13 protein-coding genes are annotated in these 16,824 nt (G+C 72.9%); all 13 read right to left on the reverse strand.

What is annotated here, in order from left to right; genetic code table 11:
* Window positions 1-54: 54 nt before the first annotated feature.
* The 13 genes from CD790_RS20100 to CD790_RS20155 all read right to left on the reverse strand — a co-directional run bounded on the left by CD790_RS20100 (window position 55) and on the right by CD790_RS20155 (window position 16,819).
* Complete coding sequence (locus CD790_RS20100; protein ID WP_144384665.1) at window positions 55-1,515, reverse strand: glutamate synthase subunit beta; 1,461 nt, start codon at window positions 1,513-1,515, stop codon at window positions 55-57.
* On the reverse strand, window positions 1,508-6,064 hold the full coding sequence (gene gltB / locus CD790_RS20105) for a glutamate synthase large subunit (protein ID WP_144384817.1): 4,557 nt from the start codon (window positions 6,062-6,064) through the stop codon (window positions 1,508-1,510). The genes CD790_RS20100 and gltB overlap by 8 nt, the downstream gene beginning before the upstream one ends.
* Before the next feature lie 477 nt (window positions 6,065-6,541).
* Window positions 6,542-7,273 carry a VIT1/CCC1 transporter family protein gene (locus CD790_RS20110; protein ID WP_144384666.1) on the reverse strand — a complete coding sequence of 244 codons (732 nt, stop codon included), beginning with the start codon at window positions 7,271-7,273 and terminating at the stop codon, window positions 6,542-6,544.
* A 199-nt stretch (window positions 7,274-7,472) separates the two neighbouring features.
* Window positions 7,473-8,507, reverse strand: a complete 1,035-nt coding sequence (lgt, locus tag CD790_RS20115; RefSeq protein WP_260867725.1) for a prolipoprotein diacylglyceryl transferase — start codon at window positions 8,505-8,507, stop codon at window positions 7,473-7,475.
* Between the two features lie 80 nt (window positions 8,508-8,587).
* Window positions 8,588-9,361, reverse strand: coding sequence for a thioredoxin domain-containing protein (locus CD790_RS20120; RefSeq protein WP_144384667.1), 774 nt, complete (start codon window positions 9,359-9,361; stop codon window positions 8,588-8,590).
* 214 nt (window positions 9,362-9,575) lie between these two features.
* Window positions 9,576-10,403: a tryptophan synthase subunit alpha gene (gene trpA / locus CD790_RS20125; RefSeq protein ID WP_144384668.1), complete on the reverse strand. Its 828-nt coding sequence runs from the start codon at window positions 10,401-10,403 to the stop codon at window positions 9,576-9,578.
* Window positions 10,400-11,686: a tryptophan synthase subunit beta gene (gene trpB, locus CD790_RS20130; protein ID WP_144384669.1), complete on the reverse strand. Its 1,287-nt coding sequence runs from the start codon at window positions 11,684-11,686 to the stop codon at window positions 10,400-10,402. Before trpB ends, trpA begins: the two co-directional genes overlap by 4 nt.
* Before the next feature lie 562 nt (window positions 11,687-12,248).
* Entirely contained in the window at window positions 12,249-12,401 is a 153-nt protein-coding gene (trpM, locus tag CD790_RS36910; RefSeq protein WP_399217883.1) for a tryptophan biosynthesis modulator TrpM, read from the reverse strand.
* A gap of 7 nt (window positions 12,402-12,408) precedes the next feature.
* Complete coding sequence (trpC, locus tag CD790_RS20135) at window positions 12,409-13,218, reverse strand: indole-3-glycerol phosphate synthase TrpC (protein WP_144384670.1); 810 nt, start codon at window positions 13,216-13,218, stop codon at window positions 12,409-12,411.
* Window positions 13,219-13,376: 158 nt separating this feature from the next.
* On the reverse strand, window positions 13,377-13,892 hold the full coding sequence (locus CD790_RS20140) for a DUF2752 domain-containing protein (RefSeq protein WP_144384671.1): 516 nt from the start codon (window positions 13,890-13,892) through the stop codon (window positions 13,377-13,379).
* Window positions 13,893-14,027: 135 nt separating this feature from the next.
* Window positions 14,028-14,285, reverse strand: a complete 258-nt coding sequence (locus CD790_RS20145; RefSeq protein ID WP_144384672.1) for an HGxxPAAW family protein — start codon at window positions 14,283-14,285, stop codon at window positions 14,028-14,030.
* A gap of 193 nt (window positions 14,286-14,478) precedes the next feature.
* On the reverse strand, window positions 14,479-15,156 hold the full coding sequence (locus CD790_RS20150) for a TIGR02234 family membrane protein (RefSeq protein ID WP_144384673.1): 678 nt from the start codon (window positions 15,154-15,156) through the stop codon (window positions 14,479-14,481).
* A gap of 124 nt (window positions 15,157-15,280) precedes the next feature.
* Complete coding sequence (locus CD790_RS20155) at window positions 15,281-16,819, reverse strand: anthranilate synthase component I (RefSeq protein ID WP_144384674.1); 1,539 nt, start codon at window positions 16,817-16,819, stop codon at window positions 15,281-15,283.
* Window positions 16,820-16,824 lie beyond the last annotated feature (5 nt).

The raw sequence follows: 16,824 nt of genomic DNA on the forward strand, positions 1-16,824 counted from the left end.
CGGTGGGCCGGTTCGGTCGGGTGCGGACCGGCGGGACGGTGCCGGTCCGCGGGGTCACACCGTCAGTGCGCGGTCCGTCGGCCGGATCGGGGCCGGCAGCGCGCTGCTTCCGGAGAGGTAGCGGTCCACGCCGCGCGCCGCGGAGCGGCCCTCGGCGATGGCCCACACGATCAGCGACTGGCCGCGGCCCGCGTCGCCCGCGACGAACACGCCATCGACGTTGGTGGCGAAGTCCGCGTCCCGCGCGATGTTACCGCGTTCGTCCAGCTCCAGGCCGAACTGCTCGACCAGCCCGTTCTCGCGGTCGGTGCCGGTGAAGCCCATGGCGAGGGTGACCAGCTGGGCGGGGATCCTCCGCTCGCTGCCGGGCTTCCGCTCGAACTTCCCGTCCTTGAACTCGACCTCCACGAGGTGCAGGAACTGCACGTTCCCGTCCTCGTCGCCCTCGAAGTGGGTGGTGGAGACGGCGTAGACGCGCTCGCCGCCCTCCTCGTGGGCGGAGGTGACCTTGTAGGTCATGGGGAAGGTCGGCCAGGGCTGGTGCGCGGGGCGCTCGTCCGTCGGCCGGGGCATGATCTCCAGCTGGGTGACCGAGGCGGCGCCCTGGCGGTGGGCGGTGCCCACGCAGTCCGCGCCGGTGTCGCCGCCGCCGATCACCACCACGTGCTTGCCCTCGGCGCTGATCGGGGCGGTGACGTAGTCGCCCTCCTGCACCTTGTTGGCGAGCGGCAGGTACTCCATCGCCTGGTGGATGCCCTTGAGCTCGCGGCCGGGCACCGGCAGGTCGCGGGCGGTGGTGGCGCCGGCGGCGACGACCACCGCGTCGTACCGGCGGCGCAGCTTGGCCGCGTCGATGTCGCGGCCGATCTCCACGCCGGTGCGGAACTTGGTGCCCTCCGCGCGCATCTGCTCGATGCGCCGGTTGATGTGCCGCTTCTCCATCTTGAACTCGGGGATGCCGTAGCGCAGCAGCCCGCCGACGCGGTCGGCGCGCTCGTAGACGGCGACCGTGTGGCCGGCCCGGGTCAGCTGCTGGGCGGCGGCGAGCCCGGCGGGGCCCGAGCCGATGACGGCGACCGTCTTGCCGCTGAGCCGCTCCGGCGGCTGCGGGGTGACGTCCCCGGACTCCCACGCCTTGTCGATGATGGTGACCTCGACGTTCTTGATGGTCACCGCGGGCTGGTTGATGCCCAGCACACAGGCGGCCTCGCACGGCGCCGGGCACAGCCGCCCGGTGAACTCCGGGAAGTTGTTGGTGGCGTGCAGCCGCTCGCTGGCGGCCTGCCAGTCGTCGCGGTAGGCGTAGTCGTTCCACTCGGGGATGAGGTTTCCGAGCGGACAGCCGTTGTGGCAGAACGGGATGCCGCAGTCCATGCACCGGCCGGCCTGCTTGCTGATGATCGGCAGCAGGGAGCCGGGGACGTAGACCTCGTTGTAGTCCTTGACTCGCTCGCTCACCGGACGGGTCTTGGCGACCTCGCGCCCGGTGGTCAGGAAGCCCTTGGGGTCAGCCATGAGTCGCCGCCTCCATCATCTTCTCGGTGGTCTCCTGCTCGGAGAGACCGGCGAGCTCAGCGGCGTCCTTGGCGGCGAGCACTGCCTTGTACGTGGTCGGGATGATCTTGCTGAAGCGGTCCGCGTTGACGGACCAGTCGGCGAGCAGCTTCTCGGCGACCGTCGAGCCGGTCTCCTCGTGGTGGCGACGCACGACGTCGTGCAGCCACTGCTTGTCGGCGGCCGACGGGGCCTCGATCGCCCCCAGGTTGCCGGAGTTGACGTTGTCCCGGTCGAGGTCGACGACGTACGCGACGCCGCCGGACATGCCGGCCGCGAAGTTGCGGCCCGTCTCGCCGAGGACGACCGCCGTACCGCCGGTCATGTACTCGCAGCCGTGGTCGCCCACACCCTCCGAGACGACCAGCGCGCCGGAGTTGCGGACGCAGAACCGCTCGCCGACCCGGCCGCGCAGGAACATCTCGCCGCCGGTGGCGCCGTAGGCGAGGGTGTTGCCGGCGATGGTGGAGTACTCGGCGAGGTGGTCGGCACCCCGGTCCGGGCGGACGATCACGCGGCCGCCGGAGAGGCCCTTGCCGACGTAGTCGTTGGCGTCGCCCTCCAGTCGCAGGGTGATGCCGCGCGGCACGAAGGCGCCGAAGGACTGGCCCGCGGAGCCGGTGAAGGTGATGTCGATGGTGTCGTCCGGCAGCCCGGCGCCGCCGAACCGCCTGGTCACCTCGTGGCCGAGCATGGTGCCGACGGTGCGGTTGATGTTGCGGATGGCGACCTGCGCGCGGACCGGCTGGGCGGCCTCGGCGCTCTCCGCGCTCAGCGCGTCCGCCGCCAGTTCGATCAGCTCGTTGTCGAGCGCCTTCTCCAGGCCGTGGTCCTGGGTGGTGATCTGGTGGCGGACGGCGCCCTCGGGCAGCGCGGGGACGTGCAGCAGCGGGGCCAGGTCCAGGCCCTGCGCCTTCCAGTGGTCGACGGCGCGGGAGACGTCGAGCAGCTCGGCGTGGCCGACTGCCTCCTGGAGGGTGCGGAAGCCCAGCTCGGCCAGGAGCTCGCGGACCTCCTCGGCGATGAACTCGAAGAAGTTCACCACGAACTCGGCCTTGCCGCTGAACCGCTCGCGCAGCACCGGGTTCTGCGTGGCGATGCCGACCGGGCAGGTGTCCAGGTGGCAGACGCGCATCATCACGCAGCCGGAGACCACCAGCGGGGCGGTGGCGAAGCCGAACTCCTCGGCGCCGAGCAGCGCCGCGATCACCACGTCGCGACCGGTCTTCAGCTGGCCGTCGGTCTGCACCACGATGCGGTCGCGCAGGCCGTTGAGGAGCAGCGTCTGCTGGGTCTCGGCGAGGCCGAGCTCCCAGGGACCGCCGGCGTGCTTGAGCGAGGTGAGCGGCGAGGCGCCCGTGCCGCCGTCGTGGCCGGAGATGAGCACGACGTCCGCGTGGGCCTTGGAGACGCCCGCGGCCACGGTCCCGACGCCGACCTCGGACACCAGCTTCACATGGATGCGGGCGGCCGGGTTGGCGTTCTTCAGGTCGTGGATCAGCTGGGCGAGATCCTCGATGGAGTAGATGTCGTGGTGCGGCGGCGGGGAGATCAGACCGACGCCGGGCGTCGAGTGACGGGTCTTCGCCACCCACGGGTAGACCTTGTGGCCGGGCAGCTGGCCGCCCTCGCCGGGCTTGGCGCCCTGCGCCATCTTGATCTGGATGTCATCGGCGTTGACCAGGTATTCGCTGGTCACACCGAAGCGGCCGGACGCGACCTGCTTGATGGAGGACCGGCGGGCCGGGTCGTACAGCCGCTCCGGGTCCTCGCCGCCCTCGCCGGTGTTGGACTTGCCGCCCAGCTGGTTCATGGCGATGGCGAGGGTCTCGTGCGCCTCCTTGGAGATGGAGCCGTACGACATGGCGCCGGTGGAGAAGCGCTTGACGATCTCGGAGACCGGCTCGACCTCCTCCAGGGGGATCGACGGCCGGTCCGTGGCGAGGCCGAAGAGGCCGCGCAGCGTCATCAGCCGCTCGGACTGCTCGTTCACGCGCTCGGTGTACTTCTTGAAGATGTCGTACCGGCGGGCGCGGGTGGAGTGCTGGAGCCGGAAGACCGTGTCCGGGTCGAAGAGGTGCGGCTCGCCCTCGCGCCGCCACTGGTACTCGCCGCCGATCTCCAGCGCCCGGTGGGCGGAGGGGATGCCGGAGGGCGGGTACGCCTTGGCGTGCCGGGCGGCGACCTCGGCGGCGACGACGTCCAGGCCGGCGCCGCCGATCTTGGTGGCGGTGCCGTGGAAGTAGCTGTCGACGAAGCCCTCGTCCAGGCCGATGGCCTCGAAGACCTGCGCGCCGCGGTAGGAGGCCACGGTGGAGATGCCCATCTTGGACATCACCTTCAGCACGCCCTTGCCGAGCGCCTTGATGAGGTTCCTGATGGCCTGCTCGGGCTCCAGGTCGGAGAGGAAGGTGCCCGCGCGCAGCAGGTCCTCCACCGACTCCATCGCCAGGTAGGGGTTGACGGCCGCGGCGCCGTAGCCGATGAGCAGCGCGACGTGGTGCACCTCGCGCACGTCGCCCGCCTCGACGAGCAGCCCGACATGCGTGCGCTGCTTGGTGCGGATCAGGTGGTGGTGGACCGCGGAGGTGAGCAGCAGCGAGGGGATCGGGGCGTGCTCGGCGTCGGAGTGCCGGTCGGAGAGCACGATGAGCCGGGCGCCGTTCTCGATGGCGGCGTCCGCCTCGGCGCAGATCTCGGCCAGTCGCGCGGCCAGCGCGTCGCCGCCCCCGGCGACCCGGTACAGGCCGGAGAGGGTGGCGGCCTTCAGGCCGGGCAGGTCGCCGTCGGCGTTGATGTGGATGAGCTTGGCCAGCTCGTCGTTGTCGATCACCGGGAAGGGCAGCGTGACGCTGCGGCAGGAGGCCGGCGTCGGGTCGAGCAGATTGCCCTGCGGGCCCAGCGAGGAGATCAGCGAGGTGACCAGCTCCTCGCGGATGGCGTCCAGCGGCGGGTTGGTGACCTGCGCGAACAGCTGGGTGAAGTAGTCGAACAGCAGCCGCGGCCGCTCGGAGAGGGCGGCGATGGGCGAGTCGGTGCCCATGGAGCCGATCGGCTCGGCGCCGGTCCTGGCCATCGGGGCGAGCAGGACGCGCAGCTCCTCCTCGGTGTAGCCGAAGGTCTGCTGACGACGGGTCACCGAGGCGTGCGTGTGCACAATGTGCTCACGCTCCGGGAGGTCGGCGAGCTCGATCAGCCCGGACTCCAGCCAGTCGCCGTACGGCTTCTCGGCGGCCAGCGCGGACTTGATCTCGTCGTCCTCGATGATGCGGCGCTCGGCGGTGTCGACCAGGAACATCCTGCCGGGCTGCAGCCGTCCCTTGCGGACCACCCGGGCCGGGTCGATCTCCAGCACGCCGACCTCGGAGGAGAGCACCACGAGGCCCTCGTCGGTGACCCAGTAGCGGCCGGGCCGCAGGCCGTTGCGGTCCAGGACCGCGCCGACCTGGGTGCCGTCGGTGAAGGTGACGCAGGCCGGGCCGTCCCAGGGCTCCATCATCGTGGAGTGGTACTGGTAGAAGGCGCGCCGGGCCGGGTCCATGGAGGCGTGGTTCTCCCATGCCTCGGGGACCATCATCAGCACGCTGTGCGGCAGCGAGCGGCCGCCGAGGTGGAGCAGCTCCAGGACCTCGTCGAAGGTGGCCGAGTCGGAGGCGTCCGGGGTGCAGATCGGGAAGATCCGCTCCAGGTCCTTGTCGCCGAACACCTCGCTGGCCAGCTGGGATTCCCGGGCGCGCATCCAGTTGCGGTTGCCCTTGACGGTGTTGATCTCACCGTTGTGCGCCACGAAGCGGTACGGGTGGGCCAGCGGCCAGCTCGGGAAGGTGTTGGTGGAGAACCGGGAGTGGACCAGGGCGATGGCGGAGGCGAAGCGCCGGTCGGACAGGTCGGGGAAGAAGGGCTCCAGCTGACCGGTGGTGAGCATGCCCTTGTAGACCAGGGTCCGCGCGGAGAGCGAGGGGAAGTACACACCCGCCTCCCGCTCGGCGCGCTTGCGCAGCACGAACGCCTTGCGGTCCAGCACCAGTCCGGTGCTCTCGCCGTCCGCCACGAAGAGCTGGGCGAAGGCGGGCATGGTGGCGCGGGCGCCGTTGCCGAGCAGGTCGGGACAGACCGGGACCTCGCGCCATCCCAGGACGGTCAGCTCCTCCTCGGCGGCGAGCTCCTCGATGCGCTCGACGGCCTCGGCGCGCTCCTGCTCGCCCTCGGGCAGGAAGGCGGTGCCCACGGCGTAGCCGCCGGCCTCGGGGAGGTCGAATCCGGCCACCTCGCGCAGGAACGCGTCCGGGACCTGCACCAGGATGCCCGCGCCGTCGCCCGAGTCGGGCTCGGAGCCGGTGGCGCCGCGGTGCTCCAGGTTCCGCAGCACCGTGAGGGCCTGCTCGACCAGCGTGTGGTCCGCCGTCCCGGTCAGCGTGGCCACGAAGCCCACGCCGCAGGCGTCGTGCTCGTTGCGCGGGTCGTAGAGCCCCTGTCGGGCGGGGTAGGACGCAGAGGACGCGGCTCGCATCGGCTCTCCCGTCGTCGTCATGGCAGTGAATGCCGAGGGACGACGTTGGCCCTCCGCTAAATTTTCGTGCAGGTTACATGATGGCCCGGTTCTCGGGAAGCGGACCCACCATTTCAGTATGCGGACATCCGCACGAGGGTCGATCGGGGGGCGGGGAGCGGAACGGCCACCGCCGACATGGACGAAACGGGCGACATTGCCCGCGCGTCCCGGTGTTATGCCCTCCGGTAAACGGCGTGAAACCGATGAGTTACGCCGGTGACGCCGAGTGACGGGCGACGAGTCGGACGGCTCGGGGGCCACCGGACGTCCGCCAGGGCGCGGCGGCCACACGGGCGTCGACGGGGGTACGGCCGACGGCCGGGGTCGCGAGCCGATCGGGTCGGGTGGGCACCGGTCGGCACGGTCCGCGGAACCTCGAAGGAGAGGTGCGACGAGCGGGCCGGGGTGCGGCGCGGCTCGTCGCGGTGTCGACGGTCAGCCTACGGCGGTACCGAAGAACGTGCCCAGGGCGTACGTCACACCCGCCGCCGCCCCACCCAGGGCGAGCTGCCGCAGCCCGCTGTACCACCAGGTGCGGGCCGTCACCCGGGCCACGATCGCGCCGCAGACGAAGAGGCCGAGCAGCGCCAGCAGCACGGCCGGCCACAGCGCGGTGGCGCCGAGCAGGTACGGCAGCACCGGCAGCAGCGCGCCCAGCGCGAAGGAGCCGAACGAGGAGACCGCGGCGACCAGCGGCGAGGGCAGGTCGTCCGGGTCCACCCCGAGCTCCTCGCGGGCGTGGATCTCCAGCGCCTGGTCCGGGTCCCGGGACAGCTGCTCGGCCACCTCGTGGGCGAGCTTCGGCTCCACGCCCCGCGACTCGTACAGCGCCGCCAGCTCCATGAGCTCGTCCTTGGGGTGCCTGCGCAGCTCGCGCCGCTCCACCTCCAGCTCGGCCAGCACCAGCTCGCGCTGCGAAGCGACCGAGGTGTACTCCCCCGCCGCCATCGAGAAGGCGCCGGCCGCCAGGCCCGCGAGACCGGTGATCACGATGGTCTGCGGGGAGACCGAGCCGCCGGCGACGCCGGTCATCAGCGCCAGGTTGGAGACGAGTCCGTCCATCGCGCCGAACACCGCCGGGCGCAGCCAGCCGCCGTTCACATCGCGGTGCGTGTGGTTGTCGCGGTGGGCGATGTGCAGTGGTGCGGTGGTCTCGATGACGGACATGACTGTGACGCTCCCTCTCCCCTTTGGGGCCGGCCTGACGCCTGGGTCCCCACCCCTTCGAAGGTACGCACGAACAGCCCTGGCCCGCCAGCAAGGAAGGCCGAACTTACCTCGCTGACCTGCACAAACGTCAACGGCCGCCCCGTAGAGTGGGGCGGCCGTCACGGTGTGTCGCCGAGGTCGGGACCTCAGGGAAGGCTTACTTCGGCGGGGTGCGCGGGGTCCGCGGGGAGGCGGGAGTGCGCGGCGACGCCGGGGTGCGCGGAGCCGCGGCCCCGGTCGCCTTGGTGGCCGTGGGCGCCTTGGCGGCGGTGCCCGCCTCGGCGGACGCGCCGGCCTTGCCGCTCGCCGTCTTGCCGTTGGTCGCCTTGCCGCTCGCCGCCTTGCCGTCGGCGGCGTCGATCGCCTCGGTCGCGGCGTCCGGCTCCACCACGGTCTCCCGTCCGGGGACCCGCTTGGCGGAGATCACGATGTACGCCACCGCGGCCAGGAAGACGATGATCGCGGTCCAGTTGTTGAGGCGCATCCCGAGCACATGGTGGGCGTCGTCCACCCGCAGGTACTCCACCCAGAACCGTCCGACGGTGTAGGCGGCGACATAGAGCGCGAACGCCCGGCCGTGGCCCAGCGTGAAGCGCCGGTCGGCCCAGATCACCAGCAGGCCGACGCCGACGCACCACAGCGACTCGTACAGGAAGGTCGGGTGGTAGGTGCCGGCGACGTGCCCGGCGGCGGTGTCCGCGTCGATCTTCAGCGCCCACGGGACGTCGGTGGCCTTGCCGTACAGCTCCTGGTTGAACCAGTTGCCCCAGCGGCCGATCGCCTGGGCGAAGGCGATGCCCGGCGCGATGGCGTCCGCGTACGCCGGGAGCGGGATGCCCCGACGCCGACAGCCGATCCAGGCGCCGAGCGCGCCGAGCGCGATGGCGCCCCAGATGCCGAGGCCGCCCTCCCAGATCTTGAAGGCGTCGACCCAGTCCTGTCCGTCACCGAAGTACAGCTCGTAGTCGGTGATGACGTGGTAGAGCCGGCCACCGACCAGTCCGAAGGGCACCGCCCAGACGGCGATGTCGGCGACGGTGCCGACCTTGCCGCCCCGGGCGACCCATCGCCGGCCGCCGAGCCAGACCGCGAGAAAGACGCCGATGATGATGCAGAACGCGTAGCCGCGCAGCGGGATCGGGCCGAGATAGATCACGCCGGACGACGGGCTGGGAATGTAAGCGAGGTCCATGTCAGGGTCGACGCTACCTTGCCCGGCGGCGATCCGGACAACCCACTCGGGGCAACGGCTGAGTAACAAGGACGGCATGGTCAGTTCTTGGCCGCCTCGTCGACCAGCTGCTTCAGCCGGTCGGGGGTGAGCGGGTTCTGCTGGTCGCCGTAGATGTTCTCGCCGTCCAGCAGCACGGTCGGCGTGGAGCCGAAGCCGGACGCGGCGAAGTCACGGCCGGAAGCCTTCACCCAGCTGTCGTGGGTGCCCTTGTTGACGCAGTCGCGGAAGGCCGGCGTGTCCAGCCCGTCGACCTTCCCCGCCAGCTCGATCAGGTGCTTCTTGTCGGCGAAGGCGTCGTCGGACTCCTCGGGCTGGTTGGCGTAGAGCACGTCGTGGTACGCGGTGAACTTCCCGGCGTCCTGGGCGCACGCGGCCGCGTTGGCCGCGTTCAGCGAGCCGGAGCCGCCCAGATTGCCGTCGATGATCGTGACGAGGTGGTAGTCCGTCTTGAGCTTCACGTCGTCCTGGAGCTGGTGGATGGTGTCGCGGTAGGCGTCCTCGAACTGCTTGCAGGCGGGGCAGCGGAAGTCCTCGTAGATGGTGAGGGTGGCCGGTGCGGAGGCCCGGCCGGTCTGGATCACCAGGTCGTCCTTGCCGGTGGCGCCCTTGGGCGCGGTGACCGGGCCGGAGGAGCCGCCCTGGTTGTTCTTGGACACCAGCACGCCCACCGCCGTGGCGACGCCCAGGACGGCCACCGCCGTCGCGGCGACCACCAGGGTTCGCTGGCGCTTCTCGCGCGCTCTGTCCTTCTCGCGCTGCTGACGCATCCGGTCGCGGGCGCTGCGCCGTCCATCGGCGTTTCTCTGGTTCACGCCCCCGTACAACGAGGCGGAGGGGCGCCGCTGCGCCCCTCCGCCCGCTATTCCCCCGATCGAGGGACATTCCGCACTGTTCCGGCTTTACGGACAGCCCTGCTCCGGGGCACCGTCACCGGGCTGCCGGCCGCCGGCCCACGGCCCCGGCCCCGGCCCCGGCCCGGGGACGGCCACGCGTGGCGTCCCCGGGCGGCGGGCCCTGGACGGCGTCCTACGAACGGCTCCGGACGCCCTCGGCCAGCTCGCCGGCGAGCGATCGCACGGCGGTGAGCCCCTGCTCCAGGTCGTCGGCGTCCAGCAGTCGCTGGACGAAGGCGGAGCCGACGATGACGCCGTCGGCGAAGGCCGCGACCTCGGCCGCCTGGGTGGCGTTGGAGACGCCCAGGCCCACGCAGACCGGGAGCCCGCCACGGGCGGCAGCGGCGGCGCGGGTGCGCCGCACCAGGTCCTCGGCCTGCGCGCCGACCGACTCGCGGGTGCCGGTGACCCCCATCAGCGACGCCGCGTAGACGAAGCCGGAGCCGGCCGCCGTGATCTTTGCCAGCCGCTCGTCCCTGCTGCTGGGCGCGACCACGAAGACCGTGGCGAGCCCGTGCTTCTCGGCGTGCTCGCGCCACAGCGCGGACTCCTGGACCGGCAGGTCGGGCAGGATGCAGCCGGCGCCGCCGGCCTCGGCGAGCTCGGCGGTGAAGCGCTCGACGCCGTAGCGGTCGATCGGGTTCCAGTAGGTCATCACCAGCACCGGCTTGCCGGTGGCGGTGTGCGCCTCGCGCACCGTGCGCATCACGTCGGCGATCTTCACCCCGCCGCGCAGCGCGATGTCGTCGGCGGTCTGGATCACCGGCCCGTCCAGCACCGGGTCGCTGTGCGGCAGCCCGACCTCGACCACGTCGGCGCCGCCCTCGAACGCCGCCTTCACCGCCTCGATGCCGCCGTCCACGGTCGGGAACCCGGCCGGCAGGTAGGCGATGAGCGCGGCCCGGTTCTCGGCCTCGGCCGCCGCCAGGGTGTCGCTCAGCAGCTGGACGTTGCCGCTCACTCGGCGTCCCCCTCGATCTCGGCGACCTCGCCGGCCGCGTCCGCCGCCACCACGGCGTCCGTGTCGTACAGCCCGAAGTAGCGGGCCGCGGTGTCCATGTCCTTGTCGCCGCGCCCCGAGAGGTTGACGACGACCAGTCCGTCCGGGCCGAGCTCCGCGCCCAGCTCCAGCGCGCCGGCGAGCGCGTGCGCCGACTCGATGGCCGGGATGATGCCCTCGGTGCGGGACAGCAGGCGCAGCGCCCGCATCGCGGCGTCGTCGGTGACGGCGCGGTACTCGCCGCGGCCGCTGTCCTTGAGGTACGCGTGCTCGGGGCCGATGCCCGGGTAGTCGAGGCCGGCCGAGATCGAGTACGGCTCGGTGATCTGGCCCTCCTCGTCCTGGAGGACGTAGGAGCGGGAGCCGTGCAGGATGCCCGGCTCGCCCGCGGTCAGCGTGGCGGCGTGCTCACCGGTCTCCAGCCCGTGCCCGGCGGGCTCGCAGCCCACCAGCCGGACGTTCGCGTCCGGGATGAAGGCGTGGAACAGCCCGATGGCGTTGGAGCCGCCGCCCACGCACGCCACCACGGCGTCCGGCAGCCGGCCGGCCCGCTCAAGGATCTGCCGGCGCGCCTCGACGCCGATCACCCGGTGGAAGTCGCGGACCATCGCGGGGAACGGGTGCGGGCCGGCGACGGTCCCGAAGAGGTAGTGGGTGCGGTCGACGTTGGCGACCCAGTCCCGGAACGCCTCGTTGATGGCGTCCTTCAGCGTGCGGCTGCCGGACTTCACGGCGACGACCTCGGCGCCGAGCATCCGCATCCGGGCGACGTTGAGGGCCTGCCGCTGGGTGTCGATCTCGCCCATGTAGATGGTGCAGTCGAGCCCGAACAGCGCGCAGGCGGTGGCGGTGGCCACGCCGTGCTGGCCGGCGCCGGTCTCGGCGATGACCCGGGTCTTGCCCATCCGCTTGGTGAGCAGGGCCTGGCCGAGCACGTTGTTGATCTTGTGCGAGCCGGTGTGGTTGAGGTCCTCGCGCTTGAGGAACACCCGGGCGCCGCCCGCGTGCTCCGCGAACCGCGGCACCTCGGTCAGCGAGCTCGGGCGGCCGGTGTAGTTGACCAGCAGGTCGTCCAGCTCGGCGGCGAACGCGGGATCCGCCTTCGCCTTCTCGTACTCCGCGGCCACCTCGTCCACGGCGGCGACGAGCGCCTCGGGGATGAACTTGCCGCCGAACGCGCCGAAGTACCCCTCGGCGCTGGGCACCAGACCCTCCGGGTCCGGGATGAAGAAGTCAGAGGACATCCGACGTACTCCTCAGCGAGGGCTGTCGCCCTCGAAGTCGTGATGATGAAGGTCTTTCGTACCTGAACCGCGTGCCGTTTCCCGCGCGGGCGCGACGTTCCGTCTCCAGCCCGCACCGGTCGGCGACCCGTCGGCGCCCCACACGACGACCTGCCCCGGCCGGCGGGCCGGGTTCACGGGTGGGTGAGTGGGTGGGCAACCGCCCGCCGGGGGCGCGACGGCGCCGCGACGAGCCGACATGGCCCGCCCGGGGGGTTCGGTGGTCGCGATGCCGCGGAGTGTCGTTCCCCGACCCGCTCCCGCCCGCTGCCCGGATCCGCGGCCACGCCGCGGGGCAGGGGCTCCGCCCTGGACCGTCGATCGGACCGTCGATCGGCGCACCGGTGCCCCCGAGCCGACGCGTCGGGGCCGCCATGGGCCCGACCGGGCACGAGCCGCTTCCGGAGCCACCGGATCCGACCGGGTCGACCAGACGACCGGTGGCCGGCCCTGAAGGGCCGGGGTGAACGGGGGTGGGTGGGAGAGACACGCGGGCGCGACGGAGCCGCACCCGAAGACGGGGTCAGCCGCGCGGCGTCGGACGCCATCGGCGCCCGTTGATCTGCCCCGGCTCACAGCCGATGTGGTACCGCACGCGGCGCCCACGCACGCGCCGCGCGGGCGCACGGCAGCCCCGGGGGCGGCACCCCCGGGCCAGACGCGCGTACGCCCTCATGACCGGTTCAGCTCCTGCCGTGCCGCAGGGCCGGGTGCGCGCCCGCCGCCACCAGGTCGGCGACGGCGCCCTTCGGGTCCCGCCCGGTGACCAGCGACTCACCCACCAGGACGGCGTCCGCGCCCTCGTTGGCGTACGCGATCAGGTCGTGCGGGCCGCGCACGCCGGACTCGGCGATCTTCACGATGTGGTCCGGGATCTCCGGCGCGACCTGCGCGAAGGTCCCGCGGTCCACCTCGAGGGTCTTCAGGTTGCGGGCGTTGACCCCGATGATGCGCGCGCCCGCGTCCACGGCTCGCGCGACCTCCTCCTCGTCGTGCACCTCGACGAGCGGGGTGAGCCCGATCGACTCGGCCCGCTCGATGAGCGAGACCAGGGCGGGCTGCTCCAGCGCCGCGACGATGAGCAGGGCGAGGTCCGCACCGTAGGCACGGGCCTCCCACAGCTGGTAGGCGGTGACGATGAAGTCCTTGCGCAGCACGGGGATGTCGACCCGGGCGCGCACCGCCTCCAGGTCGGCGAGGGATCCGCCGAAGCGGCGCTGCTCGGTGAGCACGCTGATGACCGCCGCGCCCCCCGCCTCGTAGTCGGCGGCGAGGCCGGCCGGGTCGGCGATCGCGGCGAGCGCGCCCTTGGACGGGCTGGAGCGCTTGACCTCGCAGATCACCTTGACGCCGTCGCCCTTGAGGGCCGCCACGCCGTCCTTGGCCTGCGGGGCCTTCGCGGCCCGCTCCTTGAGCTCGTCGAGCGTGACGCGCGCCTGCCGCTCCGCGAGGTCGGCACGGACTCCGTCGATGATCTCGTCGAGCACACTCACGCGAGCGGCCCCCTTCCGGGACGGGGATGCAGCTTCTGTCGGCCCCGGTGCCGTGGTCGCGCCACGGTCACCAGACAACTTTGATGGTATCCGCCCAGCACCGGAGCTCCCGCATCCGGTGGGCGGCGGTCCCACACCCTGGACGGTTGTTCCCATGGCTACGGGGCCAGTACACCTCCGAACGGCAGGTTGCGCACCACCGTGAAGGCCATCACCAGGGCGGCCAGCGCCACAGTCCGCCCTCCGCGCGGGGCCGCGGCCCGCGGTGCGGTGACGGGGTGCGCGGAGGGGGCCGCACGGGGTGGCACCCCCGCCGCGCGGAGCAGCCAGCGGGCCCACAGGAGCGCGCACACGGCGTACGCGGCGACCGCGAGGGCGTTGGCGCCCAGCGCGCCGGCCAGATCCCCGTGGGCGACGGCGTACGCGCTGCGCAGGCCGCCGCAGCCGGGGCACAGCAGCCCGGTGGCCCGCCACAGCGGGCACACCGGATAGTGGCCCGGCTCGTTGGGGTCGACGGCGCCGACGACGGCGAAGGCCGCGCCGATCCCGGCGAGGGCGCCCAGCGGGGCGGCGAGGCGACGGACACGGGAGCGACGGACACGGGAGCGACGGACAGAGCGGCGGTCGGGCCGCGCCGGCCGCCCCGGGGGGCCGGCGGCTGTGTCGTCTGTCACCTTCCCGAGTCTCCCCGTGAACAGGCGAAGGCGCAGCTCAGGCCCTGTGGACGGATGCTCCGTCGGAGGGGCCCGAGCCGCGCCTCGTCGTCCCGCGGGTCAGCCCGGGTGCGCGCGGCGGTGCCGCGCGCCGGTTCAGCCCTGCTGCGGCTGCGGCTCCGCCTTCACCTTCGCCGCCGAGGTGCGGCGCGGGGTGGCGCCCAGCCCCGCGGCGCGCATGGCCGCGCCCACGACGCCACCGAGCACGACGACCACCATCCCGGCCACGAAGCCGATCGGGTTGGCCAGCACGGTGAACGCGGCGGACATGCAGAAGCCGATGAAGGCGATGGTGACGCCGGTCCACGCGGCCGGGGTGTGCCCGTGGTCCTGAGCGTGGTTGCTACCCGACATGAGTACTCCTCGTTGCTGTGCTGGCGCCAGGGTCTGGGCGCGGGGCGAACGCTCCCCGCCCATTGTCCCCGACGCGCGAAGGTGCTGTGCCCGGGGGTCGGTGTGATGTCGTCGCCGTGCCGGCGACGACATCACACGAGGCGGGGTGCCGTGGCTGGGCGGGGTGGAACGGGTCGTGCGGCCGCGCGAGCGGTCAGGACCGCGCGGGGCCGCCCTCGCGGCCCGTCGGGTCCTCGCCGCGGTCCAGGGCCTTCCAGAGCTCCTCGGGGCGGTCCGGGTCCGGGGCGGGGCGGGAGCGGCGGGGACGGGGCCGCGCGGCGCCGCCCGACCGCTCGTAGCGGCCGGACATCGCGGGCCACCGGCGGCCGTAGCCAAGGGCCAGCGCTCCGGCGATCAGCAGCAGGACGCCACCGGCCAGCGCCACCCACGGCCAGGCGGTGTGCGCCACGTCCTGGATGGAGCTGTCCGTCAGCCCGGTGGCCTTGGACGCCTTCTCCTCCAGCGCGGCGGTGTCCGAGGCGCCTATCACGGCGCTGACGGCGATGCCCGCGCCGCACAGGGCGAGGAGGCCGGCGACGAACACACGGCCCGCGCGGCGCACCGCGAAGACCGCGACCATGGCGGCGAGGCCGACGACCGCGAGCGCGCCCGGCAGCCCGGTGATGTCGTCGCCGTTCGCGTGCTGCGGTAGGGCTCCCTGGGCGACGGCGGCGGTGCCCTCCGCCCAGGTACGGCTGGTGGCCAGGAGGACGAGCGCGGCGCCGAGGGCGCCGCACAGCAGGGCGATGGCGAGGCTCCGCCTGCCGCCGCGCTGGGCCTTGACGGCGGGTCCGCGCTCCGCGCGGGGCTGGGGTACGGCTGCTGCACTCACGCGTACCACTATCCCCTACGGTCGGACCGGCCCCGTCGCGCGGGGTCCCTTGAGCGGCAGGCCCGCGACATCGGCGCGCCGCGGCCCCGCGCGAGGCGCCGCCGACGGCGGGCCGACCGCCGGGCTAGCGCCCCAGGCGGCCCGCCGTGTGGACGGCCCGGAGCACCGCCGCGGCCTTGTTGCGGCACTCGTCGTCCTCGGCCGAGGGGTCGGAGTCGGCGACGATGCCCGCGCCCGCCTGGACGTAGGCGGTGCCGTCGCGCAGCAGGGCGGTGCGGATGGCGATGGCGGTGTCGGAGTCGCCGGCGAAGTCGAGGTAGCCGACGCAGCCGCCGTACAGGCCGCGCCGGGAGGGCTCCAGCTCCTCGATGATCTGCATGGCGCGCGGCTTGGGGGCGCCGGAGAGGGTGCCCGCGGGGAAGCACGCGGTGAGCACGTCGAAGGCGGTGCGGCCGGGGGCGATCCGTCCGGTGACGGTGGAGACGATGTGCATCACGTGGCTGTAGCGCTCGATCGACATGAAGTCGACCACCTCGACGCTGCCGGGCTGGCAGACCCGGCCGAGGTCGTTGCGGCCCAGGTCGACGAGCATCAGGTGCTCGGCCCGCTCCTTGGGGTCGGCCAGCAACTCCTCGGCGAGCGCGTGGTCCTCCTGCGGCGTGGCGCCGCGCGGGCGGGTGCCGGCGATCGGGTGCAGCAGGGCGCGCCCGTCCTCGACCTTGACCAGCGCCTCGGGGCTGGAGCCGACCACGTCGAATGCCTCGCCGTCCCCGCTGGGGAACCGGAAGAGGTACATGTACGGGCTGGGGTTGGTGGCCCGCAGCACCCGGTAGACGTCCAGGGCGCTCGCCGTGCAGGGCGTCTCGAAGCGCTGCGAGGGGACGACCTGGAAGGCCTCGCCCGCGCGGATGCGCTCCTTGATGTCCTCCACGGCCTCCTTGAAGTCCTCTCCGCCCCACAGCGCGGTGTAGGAGGGGAGTTCGGAGGGGGGCAGCGCGGTGGGCTCGGTGGGGACCGGACGCGCCAGGTCGGCGGTCATGGCGTCCAGCCGCGCCACCGCGTCCGCGTACGCCTCGTCGACGCCGGTGTCCAGGTCGTTGTGGTTGATGGCGTTGGCGATCAGCAGGACGGTGCCGTCCCAGTGGTCGAGGACGGCCAGGTCCGAGGTGAGCAGCATGGTCAGCTCGGGGAGGCGCAGGTCGTCCCGGCCGTGCTCGGGGATCTTCTCCAGCCGGCGCACGATGTCGTAGCCCAGATAGCCGACCATGCCGCCGGTGAAGGGCGGCAGCCCGCCCGCGAGGTCGCGCGGGGTGTGCAGGGTCTCCACCGTCGCGCGGAGCGCCTCCAGCGGGTCCCCGTCGGTGGGCACGCCGACCGGCGGGGTGCCCAGCCAGTGGGTCCGCCCGTCGCGCTCGGTGAGGGTGGCGGCGCTGCGCACCCCGATGAAGGAGTAGCGAGCCCAACTGAAGTCCGCGCGGCCGTTCTCGGCGGACTCCAGCAGGAAGGTGCCCGGGCGCTCGGCGGCGAGCTTGCGGTAGAGGCCGACCGGTGTGTCGCCGTCGGCGAGCAGCCGTCGGCTGACCGGGATCACGCGGCGGTCGGCCGCCAGCTTCCGGAAGGTCTCAAGGTCCATGGTGGCTGCCCCCGTGGTCGTCGCCTTCATGGCAG

Source organism: Streptomyces sp. SAJ15, from assembly GCF_007595705.1.
Lineage (GTDB): Bacteria > Actinomycetota > Actinomycetes > Streptomycetales > Streptomycetaceae > Streptomyces.